Here is a 12,173-nt window from a genome sequence, read left to right as displayed (position 1 = left end):
TGAAGTGGTTTACTGCTGTGGACAACCACATTTTGTTTTTTTTGAGCCAATAAATATTTCTAATTCATCTAGTTCTCCTACCTCTGGAATTATCTCTGGGTCGTAAGCCGTTGGCAGTAATGCTCCCACCTACTTAACCCAATTAATAATTGTTGTAGGATGAACACCTTTGATTCTCTCTATGGCTCGAAATTCCATACCATTGACATACATTTTAAGGCATTCTTGTTTGATTTCAGGAGCATAACCTTGATGGGTTTGATAGCAGTCTAGGAATTGCCGACCACCATCGACACAAATATATTTCTGTTTGCCTTTTTTATGTCCATTTTTATTGACGTAAGTTGACTTACCTTCAATACATTCCATAGATTTTAACTTGCGGTTAGTTACTTTGATTCATTTCTCTCTCTCTTTATCATACCTTGACTCAGCAACGCCTGGCGACGGATGGTTGAATTTAACAGGGTTTTAAATTCGAGAGCAGCATTCCCATGCGTTTGCTTATGACTTTGTTGCACAAAAGCAATTCTGGCTTTAAGGGTTTCCAAGCAAATATCCTTTTTCCTTCGGGGGCGGTCCACATATCTAAGATTAGTTTGATTGACGGGGATATTGTTAACAATTTTGAGGCGGCGAAAATTGAGAAAAAGTCGAGACAGTAGTAATGTCCTGCTTGATGTAAGGAATGTTTTCCCGACTGTGATTTTCAGGCTAATCTATCTATAAATTGCGGTAACAAAGAAACGGGAATTTCGACAGTAAATGGGTTTTCTGTTGATTTTGGCTGCACTCACAAGATAGCAGGATTAAAAGCTTGGAGATTGGTGACTGCATGAATAAACTTTTCTTATTCGGCGGTGTCGGCAAATAAGCTGCGGCTGAGTTTAAGCAGGAGATTAGACTGTTTTTTGTTGTTTGGAGAGATATGATAAGATTGAGATTAGCAGTGACAAAGATAGATTAGATGATAATTCTTAGTGTAGAACAGTTATAGTTAACTTGGGAAGAACGGATGCAAATGTAGTTGCGTCTATCAAACCCATTGCTTTGGAGCCTTGGAGTCGGGCTGCACCTGAGTATCAATCGAAATCCTTTTTGCCGATCGCACAAGTCGGAACTATTCTCGAAGTGTATAATCTAGGAGCAAACTACTATTATTCGAGCTGAAAAATAAAATTTACATGAACTCGGTGGGTAAAAACACTCATAAACTAGCTTGTGTCATAGCTCCTACGTGTTTAAGAGTCTCTACAATATACTTTGGTTTTTGCCATTACCTACTTGATAACTAATCAGTAATGACTGAGGACTACTTACTAATAACTAAGAATCTATGAAAATTGTCTTTTTTGGCACTCCCGATTTTGCTGTTCCTACTTTATCCAGTTTGCTAAGTCATCCAGAATTTGAGGTTGTGGGTGTGGTGACTCAGCCGGACAAACGCCGGGGAAGGGGCAATCAATTGATGCCTTCACCTGTAAAAGATGTGGCTTTAAATCATAGTATCCCGGTTTGGCAGCCACGCCGAATTAAGAAGGATGCGGCAACAATTGCCAAATTGCGGGAAGCAGAAGCTGATTTTTTTGTGGTTGTGGCGTATGGCCAAATTCTTTCTCAAGAAATACTGGATATTCCTAATTTGGCTTGCGTTAACGTTCACGGTTCAATTTTGCCGAAGTATCGCGGTGCGGCACCGATTCAGCGCTGTCTTTATGACGGGGAAAAGACAACAGGAATTACTACTATGCTGATGGATGCTGGCATGGATACTGGGGCGATGCTATTGAAGGCTTTTGCTGGTATTTCACTGTTGGATAATGCTGATTCTTTGGCAGATAGGTTGGCGGAAGTTGGGGCGGATTTGTTGATAGAAACTTTGGTGAGATTGAGGGATGGAGAAGTTAAAGCTGTTATTCAAGATGATGCTGAGGCGACTTATGCACCGATGATTAAAAGTGCAGATTATGTGGTGGATTGGTCGAAAAGTGCGATCGACCTTCACAATCAAGTTAGGGGCTTTTTCCCGGATTGCACGACGACTTTTCGTGGCAATTCTCTGAAAGTGATAGGTACTGTGCCCGTCGGGCCGGAATATTGGCTGCAAATGCCAGCGGATTTGAGAGTTTTGGAACGCGAATGGCCTGTTTTGTCCCAGTTATCGGGCGCAAATGGGGAAGTTGTTAAGGTTGTGAAGGGCTTGGGGGCGATCGTCCAAACTGGTGATGGTTTATTATTGTTGCGGGAGGTGCAGTTGGCGGGGAAAAAGGTGCAGTCTGGGGTGGATTTTGCGAACGGAACTCGGTTGGCGGTGGGTGAGATTTTGGGGAGTTAGATAGTATATTTAGGGCGGGCAAGATGCCCACCCTACAATATTTGACAGCAAAATCATCTTGTAATTAGATGCGCGACAGTTGACCTAAAATTCGACCAAAACTTCCTCGGTATCGCCCAACAAACCCTGCGCCGCCTCTAACATACTCTCAGCAACATCTTTCAAATCTTCGCGACTTGCCAGATAAGTTTTTAAAGCTTCTAATGGTTCTATACTATTATTAGCATTCAATTCGGGTAAACGCGGCCTTGCTAACTGACTGACTAATTCCGGTTGGATTGTGTAGCTGTGTGCTTCGCCCAGAAGTGCGTGCAATTCTGCGTTGTCGATTAAATCTAATTGTTCGGATCGCAATTGGTAAATTAATCTCACAACCGCATCTTGGATTTCCTTCTTGCCAATAGCTTTAACTAACTCTGCTTGCGGGTTTTCCGATTCGGAAACGTTCACTTTAATCGTCTGAAACACCCGCACGGGCAAAGTGCAAAATTCCCAATCTGCTTTCCCCCGTTCCAAATTAACTAACACAAAACCTTTATCTTCTTTCTCTTCGCTAAAATCAACTCGTTCGATACTTCCGGGATAAATTACGGGCGGATTGTTGGAAGCATTGAGATTTTGGTGTTTGTGAACGTGACCGAGAGCAACGTAATCAAAACAAGGACGAGTTAGCATGGAGACGGGAATGTTAAAACCTTTGCCAACTGCTAAAAAACGTTCTGCGCCCAGACTTGCTTTATCTGCCATTAAGTGCGCTAAAAGTACGGTTGGTATGTCGGGCTTGAGGCGGCGAATTTCGCCTTCCATTGCGATCGTCAGTTTTTCGGTTAATAATTGGTTAACATCGCCCATAGACAGGCTTTCAGTCTCGGAACGTGTCATTAAGGTCGATCGAGTCAACCAAGGTAATGTTACCACCTGTACGGGCCCGCTGCGGGTTTGAATAAGGTGAGTGTCCAGGCGATCGCCTACAATAAACTTAGGTATTCCCAAAGTCCGATATATCCCCAAACTCGCGCCGCCTTGTCCCTGAGAATGTTGGTCGTGATTTCCTACTAGCAAAACAGTCGGAATTTGCGCGTCCACCAAGCGGCTGAATTGGCGAGCAAAAGCCTCTTTGACAAACGGTGGAGGCGTTGAATCTGGGAAAGCATCGCCGCCGAATATGACTAAATCTACGGGTTCAGAAATTGCTCTGTCCATACATTTGCTCAGCGTCGCAGCGAAGTCTTCCAGCCGCGTATTTAAACCGGTTTCTGGATTAATCCGGCCGTGGGAAAAGCCGCTGCCCATGTGAATGTCTGAAAGGTGTAAGATTTTAATCATTGTTTTTTAGGTAGTGGTAAACAAGTAATGATGGGTTGTAGTGATGGATGAAATACCAAATGGCACCAATGTGATTTTTCCAGGACTGAGAAAAGGATAAGGTTTTTTGCACTAACCGAGACACCCGTTGTCTAAGGGTGTTGTTGAATCGTTCAATGTAAGTGGTGAGAGTCCGTTTCCTTGCCGACTGCTCGATGTCGTTTGCTGCCGGCAGCACTGCGTGCGGCGTAAGTTGCCGAAAAATCGGTGTAGGCAACGGCGCATTGGCGATAGAGTGGGGGTAAGGAATTCCACAACCCACCAGCAGCGACGAAGTTACGTGCGCCAATGTAGACACCCACAATTTCACTATTTGTCTGCATTAAGGGCGATCCACACCCATTGTTTATTGCCCAAGTTGTCCACGAACGACCACAACTCGTCATATTGCATCGTTAGTCTCCCCTTTTTTTTGTACCACCTGAACTTTGCCAGACACCAAGGCATATTTCTGATTGACGTAGCGAAAGCAACCACTGCTCAGACACCTGCGTGGCACGAGCAATTCCAGCTAGGGAAATCCGTTTTAGCAACAATCTATCAATCAGTTCACGCGCAAGCTGAATCAATTACTTTTTTCTGCGGATGCTCCCGGCCAACTGTCGCCCACATTCATGGCATTTAAACCGTTGTTTAGCGTTGTGGATGCGACCATTTTTGACCGAAAGCATCCAGGATGCAAGCCCCCGTATTCATCCGTCCAGAAATAAAAAACCTGTATCCGATGAAACTTGCCCCCTGAATTTATCCGTGGAGTCAATGCTTCAATGCTTCAATCTAAAATCTAAAATCTAAAATCTAAAATCGATTGACCGTTTGGCATGACGTACAGGTTGGGCAAGCAGGCATGATGAGAAAACACCAACAAGAAACTCTACTTTTCTATCCTTACATCTTTGGCACTACCCACGCGCACTCTGGTCAACTTTCTTGCGCCCCCTTCTGGCTGCCAACATCGACAGTTTACGGTGCTCTCCCGACGGACATATCCACCGTAAACCTAATTGTCGCTTCTTTATCCGGTGCTTGCAGCTTGCTCATCAGGCTAGGCTCCTTTGATTGAATGGAAACTGGTTCTGGTGCTAATGCTTCCGGCCCCGGTGCTGTTGCAGTTGGCAATATAGTTTCCTGTGTTTGTTGTGTGGGTGGTGTTTCCCCTATGAGTGATGCTGTGGGTATTGTTGCGAACTATACAACGAACGGTGGTACTTGCACACCTGTTTTTATGTGTGTTAGCTTATTACTTAGAAAGGCATATGTGTCAACGATTACCGTCCGTCGTTGTTCGAGGATGAGGAGTGGTTGGATGCTTCTGATTCAGGGTCGATGGTTGTTCCGGTTCAGTCATCCACTCCCGCAAAACGGAAAGCTTTAACAAAATGTACTTTTGAGAGTTTTCCATTTCCCAGTTTTTAGACGTTAATAACAAATTAATCGACAATCGCTAAAAATCGAGTGTAGCCTAAATTGCGCCTGGTTTCAGTTAGTTTCGACAAGCTGACAATGCCAGCTACTTTGCAACTTAGAGAACTTTGGATTTACTGAAGGTTTCCTAATATTGTAGTTATCTATTGGGCGAGGGCGTTAGCCCTATTGCCTGACTGATGGGGTTTTTGCTTGGATGCGATCGACCACAGGGGGGAAGTTCTGCTAGAACAGTTGAGATTTTCTCAACTTGGCAACCGTTTTCGGGAAAGCAACGCTGACGCATCACACCAGGAAGCACGCGCGCTCTCGCTTTCTATCTAGCTACCCTTAAACAACGAAATTCTATTTAAATCTTGCACGAGTCGAATAATCTCACATTCCATCTGCCCTGCTTGACAACAAAGGTTAAAACCCAAAGTTAATTTCTGGCTTCTCTGACTGGGGTGAAACTTCCTAATTGGTGCATTGTCTTACTTATAGGCATTCAGCACATCCATGAATTTTCCATTCAAAGCACGTTTGAAGAGCCAGAAGAATTCACCAAAAATGGTGATGCCGTTAATTAACCAACATTGGTTGGTGCGGATCGTCCTGCGCTCCATTTCCTACTTCCGCAAAGACTTATGGCTGATCGTTACGCTCTTGCTTTTGATCGGAGCATCGGTGCTTTTCAACCTTCTCAACGCTTGGCCCATAGCGATTCTAGTCGATACGGTTTTGTCACCAACTCCGAAATCCAACTGGATTCATACGCTGTTTCTTGCTCCGTTCGGTGAAAGCACGCTGAACCGAATTTTCGGAATGGCGTTCGTCGCGATGATGATCAGAATCCTGAGCGATACCGTCTCGATGCTTCGTAGGATGTTGAACTACCGCATCCAATACAACGGAACCTTGCGGGTTCGCACCGAACTCTACGACAAAATGCAGGCGCTTAGTCTCGGCTGGCACGGCTCCCGATCGCAGGGTGACGCAATCTATCGGTTGAGCTACGACAGCCTCGGACCCTGGGGGGTGATCGATACGCTCATCGGCTCCACCGCCGCATCGGTGACGCTGACGGCGATGATCTGGATCATGCTGTCGCGCCACGTCCTTCTCACCGTGTTTGCGCTTTCGTTCACTCCGCTTCTAATACTGGCGAATTGGTACTTCGAGGGAAGGATTAGAAGTCGAGCCCTCGAATCAAAGCAGACGGATGCGGTGATGACATCAACCATGCAGCAAGCTATAGAGTTGATCGGGCTAATCCAATCTTTCGGTCGAGAGGCAACGGAGTCACGGCGCTTCGGGCAGGTGGTCGAACGCAGCGTCAAGGCCTCCATGCGACTCAATTGGCAAGAGAACCTCTATCCGCTAGCGGTTCAGGTAGTCTTCGCCCTGGGAAGCGGGGTAATCTTAGGCTACGGCGGATACCTAGTTTATCGCGACCAGTTCTTGCGTCCGGTGCCAAACGGCGTGAGCATCGGCGATTTGCTCGTATTCATGGCGTATTTGGGGCAGTTCTGGGACCCGATAGGTTGGGTGTTGGGATTCACGACCAAGATCCAGACTTTTGTAGCTTCATGCGATCGCGTCTTTGCGGTCATTGACGAGCCACCTGCCATAAAAGATGAGCCTGATGCGCGCTCGCTTCCCGTTTATCCCCGCACACTAGCACTTGCCGACGTGAGCTTCGAGTACAACGCTGGGCAACCAGTTTTACGGAACATCAGCGCTAGTATCGAGCCTGGTCAGATGGTGGCGTTTTTGGGTCCTAGCGGAACGGGAAAGAGTACGCTGCTCAATCTTTTGCCGCGCTTCTATGACCCGACATCGGGCAGCGTCCTTCTCGACGGCTTTGACCTCCGCACCCTTAAGATTGCCGATGTCCGCAAACACATGGCGCTCGTCTCGCAAGGCAGCCCGCTTTTCCCCGGAACGATCGCAGAGAATATCGCCTACGGCCGCCCGGACGCTCTGCTCTCCGATATTCGGGAAGCGGCGATCGAATCTGGGGCAGCCGAGTTCATCGAAACATTGCCGGAGCAGTATGATACTTTAATCGCTGAGGGCGGTCAAAACCTTTCCGGCGGACAGCGACAGCGCCTAGCTATCGCGCGGGCACTCGTCACTAAGGCTCCCATACTCATCCTCGACGAACCCACGAATGCGCTGGACTTGAAGCACGAGCAGTGGGTACTAGAGACTCTGCAACGTCTACGTCGCAAAAGAACCATTATCTTGGTCACGCACCGACTCGAAACTGCTGTAGACTGCGATCTGATTTTTGTGATGCAAGAGGGCGAGATTAAGGAGTCTGGCACTCACGCGGAACTCCTTACCCAGCAGGGGTTCTATTACCGAATGTTGGGGTACAACCCAGTCAGGTCAATAGGGCTTACTGATAAACCCTGCATCGAGTAGGAGTACGACATGGCGAACTTATTTCTTATCCTTTTGCTTCAATTTGTTGCCTGTCTGCCTAGTAAATTATCTTTTGGGTTAGTAGTGGGGACTTCAGCCCTCCTTTAGCTTCGGCAGAAAAACTAAAGTCTTTACTAAGAACTAGGTTTAAGGTTTTTGTCAAAGTACAGACGAGAGGAGATTACTACTAAAAATTGTGTTTTATACATCACAAGACCATGCCGGAGACTTTTTGATAAACTTGTGCGATCGGGCAGCGAAAATCTCTACTCATTAACTCTAACTCATCTGCTTGTCGGTAAATCTGAGAAACCCAATTTCCCTCAGTATTGAGTCGAAAACACTCAATTTTAATCTCAGATTGAGTGATGAGTACGTATTCTTGCAAAAACGGAGAAGTTTGATAATCAGCAAATTTATCGCCTCTGTCGAAAGCTGCTGTGGAGGGCGACAATACCTCAACTACTAAAGATGGATATAAAATGAAATCTTCAGTAGTTAAGGTATCCCTTTCGTCGCAAGTCACCGCTACATCAGGATAGTAATAGCAATTTGCCTCTTCCAGTCGGACTTTTATATCTGATGATAAAACTAAGCATGGCGTATTCAAAAGATGATTTTCCAGCAGCCGAACTAAATTACTGCCAATAATAATATGAGGTTTTTTTGCCCCCGTCATTGCATAAACGTGTCCGCGTCTGTATTCGTGTTTGATGGGGCTTACTCGTTCGCCTTCTAGGTACTCTTCTGGAGAAATATAGAAATTGTTTTTGCTGATAACCATTGATTTTTACTCCGCTGATTTAATCCGATCCTATGTGTTAAAACTCGCATATTTGGGGAAGGAAACGGCAGTGCAGTTTCCCTACCGATTTAACAAAACTCCAAAAATCGGGCGTGCCACAGTTTGCCACTTTCTGTCAAACCCTGCGATCGCACTTTAATTTTGACACTTTTGGGGTTAGCCTCGTAGAGTCGGGCAATTTCCTGCATTTCCTCCCCGCTAAATCCGGTTCCCACGGTTCCTACTGGGACTAATTTGCCATCAATTTCTTGCGCTACTTTGAGGGCGCTAAACGGCCGCCCCGCAACTTTTGTCGCCGTCAAACCCACAATAAACAAATCGTGTTCTTGATAGTATTTAGTTCTCACCATCGGATATTTTTTAACATCTTTGCCGCCGACATACTGGCAGTTGTGCAATACCCAAACTTCGCCTTCTTTATTTTCAGATTCCTGCTGATTTGCCAGGACGAGTTTTTCGGGGGTGGTGCGAAATGTCGGTACAACTTCAAAGGCTGGGGATAAAATCGCCAGCATTTCGCCAACTTCAACTCCCGCTGCAATTCGTTCGGATTCTGCCACGGTAGTTAAATCATTGCCTTTGAAAAACAAACTTTTAAAAATAGCATAAATTGCGTTAGGCTGAGTAGTCGGAAAACCGCTTTCAATATTAACTGTAGCAGCTTGCGCCCCGGTGCGGTGTTCGCTGCCCGTACAGCTTTTGTAATACAGTTCGCCGTCTAAAACAAAGGTGCCAATTTTAGCGGCTGTGTCGATTAATATGCGATCGATCTCAATCGATGCTTGTTGCCGCAGGTTAGTCGATCGCGATTGGTAGTATACTTTATCTGGCGTCGCAATGACAACAACTCGATTGCCGTCGCGCTTGGGCTGCCCCCAATAATCGGGGTTTTCTATGTAATAAGAACGTTCACTGGGTGCGTCAACTGGCTGCATGGTTACAATTCTTCCCGGCTGCAAGTGCGCCGGCAATTCGGGAATAATCGGATGGTAGACAGTTTCTATTTTTGGGTCAGAAGTTGATTGTTTAGCAGGCTCGATATCGGCGGTAGAATTGTTTCGAGTATTGAGGGCGATCGCCTTTTCTCCGGTTTCCAATTCAAAGGCTCTTTTCCAAAAGCCGATCGCCATTTCCGGGTATCCTTCCGACTCGGCACACAGTGCAAAACCAATAACTTTTGCCGTACCAATTCCGCGCCCGTAATCAGCCAAATACTGCACTGCCCCCGCTTCTCCCATCAAATGCAATCCTCGCGTCACGATGCGATTGTTCCAGCGTTCTCGAATGTCGGCGCTAATTTTTTTAGCTGCTTTTCGCTTGGCTTTTGCGTATTCGGTGCAGTCCATACTGCCTCCTTTATGTAGGGCTATTTATATACTCTACTAAATATTGATTTATTAGTCAAGTTTAATTTGACAATTAGGTGGTGTGAATAAATTTAATTCTTTCATTTGTGAACTAGATTTATTTTTTTACCGCAGAGGCGCAGAGGGCACAGAGGAAGAGAAGAAAAAGAGGGATGGGGTTGTAGTGTTTTGATTGTCAAGCGCGGTAATCTGTTCGCTGCCAATGCTAAGATAACTTCGATCGCGCATTGCGACCAATAAAGCCATGAGTTGCGTCTTACTCGCGTTTGGTTCGCCAACTTGCGATCGCAGGTTTGAGAATTTAAGATTGAGTTTAATCTTACTGTTATGATGCGATTGATTTTGTACAGCAAACCCGGATGCCACTTGTGCGAAGGGTTGCAAGAAAAACTAGAACAGATTGAAAGCGTCAAGTTTCAACTCGAAGTCAGAGATATTACTGAACGCGAGGACTGGTTTCAAGCTTATCAGTACGAAGTTCCAGTTTTGTTTAAAGTGCAGCCTCAGCCAAAAAATTCTACTGGCGAGGCTGCATTCTCTGCTGAAGAACTGTTACCCCGTCCTTCTCCCCGCTGTAGTGTCGCCCAATTGGAGCAAATGTTACAGAAATATTTGCAAATCGATCCGTCACAATAAAACGATTTACGTAAAAACTCAGGTATTAATTCGGGCATCAGGGTGCGCCTAGCGCACCTTATTTTAGACCTGTAGGGTATGCAGGGCGCACAGCAAAACCCGTAGGGTATGCAGGGCGCACAGCAAAAACCTGTAGAGAGTGGCTCAAACAATGTGTTCTGCCAGTCATATTCAAGACATTCAAGCGAGGAGTTTTTCAGATGAAATTGAGAGAATTATTAGCAGCAGTTCCCAGCATTTCCTTTGATGCCAAACATCCCGCCCTCGATGCCGAAGTCAAGGGTTTATCCACTAATTCCCACGCTTGTCAGGCGGGAGATTTATTTTTGGGAATGCCGGGAACTCGGGTTGATGGGGGAGATTTTTGGCAAAGTGCGATCGAATCTGGTGCACTTGCCGCCATAATTTCCACCCAAGCAGCCGAGAAAACACCCGCCCAACCCCCCCTTAGCAAGGCGCTAGAAGAGGTTCCCTGCGTCATCGCAGCAGCCGATATGGCTCAAGTTTGCGGTCAAATAGCAACTGCTTTTTACGGCAATCCAGCTAGCAAATTAAAACTTGTCGGGGTTACCGGGACTAACGGCAAAACTACAACAACTCATTTAATCGAATTTTTGCTCAATCAAATGCAGTTGCCGACGGCGATTTTCGGTACGCTTTATACTCGCTGGCCGGGCTTCCAACAAACTGCACTTTACACCACACCTTTTGCAGTTGACCTGCAAAAACAATTAGCAGAAGCTGTAGCAGCCGGATGCAAACACGGCGTGATGGAAGTCAGTTCCCATGCTTTAGCGCAGCAGCGAGTTTTGGGGTGTAGCTTTGAAGTTGCTGTCTTTACAAACTTGACTCAAGATCATCTAGACTATCACCGTGATATGGAAGATTATTTTGAGGCTAAATCCCTGTTATTTGGTTCGGATTACCTTGCAAATCGCGCTGTAATTAATATTGACGACCCCTACGGACAGCGGATAGTTGAAAGTTTAAAGTCCGACCGTGTTTGGAGTTACAGCACTGTTCTGCAAACTGCAGATTTGTATGCTTTTGATTTGCAATATCAGCCCAACGGAGTTAAGGGAATGCTGCACACTCCCAAGGGCGAAACTGCTTTTTCTTTGCCTTTAGTCGGTCAGTTCAATTTATCAAATATGTTGGCGGCGGTCGGCGCTGTTTTAGAATTGGGTTTAGATTTGTCCGCCATTGTGGAGAAATTATCTCAGTTTTCGGGAGTTCCGGGACGGATGGAACGGGTGCAAATTAGTCCCGACCAAGATATTAGCGTTATTGTCGATTATGCCCACACTCCCGACAGTTTGGAGAACTTGTTGAAGGCGTCGCGGCCGTTTATTCCGGGTCAGATGATTTGCGTGTTTGGCTGCGGCGGCGATCGCGATCGCACTAAGCGGCCCATCATGGGTAAAATCGTGGCAGAATTAGCCGATTTAGCTGTTGTTACTTCCGACAATCCGCGTACTGAAAATCCCGATCGCATTTTGGAGGATGTTTTAGCAGGAATTCCCGCCGCAGTAAAGCCGATCGTGATGTGCGATCGAGCCGCAGCAATTCGTACTGCTATTATGGAGGCTAAACCGGGTGATGGCGTGCTGATTGCAGGTAAGGGACACGAAGATTATCAGATTTTGGGTACCGAAAAAGTCCATTTTGACGATCGAGAACAAGCGCGAGATGCCTTGAAAGCCAGAATCAATTCGGTTAAGTGAATTTGGTTAACTGTTAACGGTTAACTGAATTCGGTTAACTGTTAACGGTTAGCTGTCCGTGGGCTGTGAAATTTGTTGTAGTTTTCAGTATTGATACCTGGGTAAAA

General features: G+C 46.0%; 8 protein-coding genes and 2 pseudogenes. 4 read left to right on the top strand and 6 right to left on the bottom strand.

Annotated features, from left to right (window positions below; all coding sequences use genetic code 11):
* Positions 1–369 (bottom strand): annotated as a pseudogene (locus QUA38_RS04065) (IS1 family transposase); the annotation flags it as partial.
* Positions 370–1,336: 967 nt separating this feature from the next.
* Here QUA38_RS04065 and fmt point away from each other — a divergent pair.
* Positions 1,337–2,335: a methionyl-tRNA formyltransferase gene (gene fmt / locus QUA38_RS04060; RefSeq protein WP_333159435.1), complete on the top strand. Its 999-nt coding sequence runs from the start codon at positions 1,337–1,339 to the stop codon at positions 2,333–2,335.
* An 84-nt stretch (positions 2,336–2,419) separates the two neighbouring features.
* Here the strand turns inward: fmt and QUA38_RS04055 are convergent, their stop codons facing one another.
* The 3 genes and pseudogenes from QUA38_RS04055 to QUA38_RS04045 form a co-directional block, all read right to left on the bottom strand.
* Complete coding sequence (locus QUA38_RS04055; RefSeq protein WP_333159433.1) at positions 2,420–3,661, bottom strand: exonuclease SbcCD subunit D; 1,242 nt, start codon at positions 3,659–3,661, stop codon at positions 2,420–2,422.
* Positions 3,654–4,371: pseudogene (locus QUA38_RS04050) on the bottom strand (IS1 family transposase). Before QUA38_RS04050 ends, QUA38_RS04055 begins: the two are co-directional and overlap by 8 nt.
* A gap of 292 nt (positions 4,372–4,663) precedes the next feature.
* Positions 4,664–4,819 (bottom strand): hypothetical protein, encoded by a 156-nt coding sequence (locus QUA38_RS04045; protein ID WP_333159431.1) that lies wholly within the window; start codon positions 4,817–4,819, stop codon positions 4,664–4,666.
* An 804-nt stretch (positions 4,820–5,623) separates the two neighbouring features.
* On the opposite strand from QUA38_RS04045, the gene QUA38_RS04040 reads away from it, so the two are divergent.
* Entirely contained in the window at positions 5,624–7,534 is a 1,911-nt protein-coding gene (locus tag QUA38_RS04040; RefSeq protein ID WP_333159429.1) for an ABC transporter ATP-binding protein, read from the top strand.
* Between the two features lie 208 nt (positions 7,535–7,742).
* On the opposite strand, the gene QUA38_RS04035 is transcribed toward QUA38_RS04040, so the two are convergent.
* Together QUA38_RS04035 and QUA38_RS04030 are read right to left on the bottom strand one after the other, a co-directional pair.
* On the bottom strand, positions 7,743–8,318 hold the full coding sequence (locus QUA38_RS04035) for a Uma2 family endonuclease (RefSeq protein WP_333159427.1): 576 nt from the start codon (positions 8,316–8,318) through the stop codon (positions 7,743–7,745).
* An 89-nt stretch (positions 8,319–8,407) separates the two neighbouring features.
* Positions 8,408–9,685 carry an ATP-dependent DNA ligase gene (locus QUA38_RS04030; protein WP_333159425.1) on the bottom strand — a complete coding sequence of 426 codons (1,278 nt, stop codon included), beginning with the start codon at positions 9,683–9,685 and terminating at the stop codon, positions 8,408–8,410.
* A 351-nt stretch (positions 9,686–10,036) separates the two neighbouring features.
* Here QUA38_RS04030 and QUA38_RS04025 point away from each other — a divergent pair, with 351 nt between their 5' ends.
* Together QUA38_RS04025 and QUA38_RS04020 are read left to right on the top strand one after the other, a co-directional pair.
* On the top strand, positions 10,037–10,342 hold the full coding sequence (locus tag QUA38_RS04025; RefSeq protein ID WP_333159437.1) for a glutaredoxin family protein: 306 nt from the start codon (positions 10,037–10,039) through the stop codon (positions 10,340–10,342).
* Positions 10,343–10,542: 200 nt separating this feature from the next.
* A complete protein-coding gene (locus QUA38_RS04020) occupies positions 10,543–12,066 on the top strand; it encodes a UDP-N-acetylmuramoyl-L-alanyl-D-glutamate--2,6-diaminopimelate ligase (RefSeq protein WP_333159423.1) in 1,524 nt (507 codons plus the stop codon).
* The last annotated feature ends 107 nt before the right edge of the window (positions 12,067–12,173 follow it).

It is taken from the genome of Microcoleus sp. Pol12B4, assembly GCF_036701385.1.
Lineage (GTDB): Bacteria > Cyanobacteriota > Cyanobacteriia > Cyanobacteriales > Microcoleaceae > Microcoleus.
This window is presented reverse-complemented; position numbering and strand designations above follow the sequence as displayed.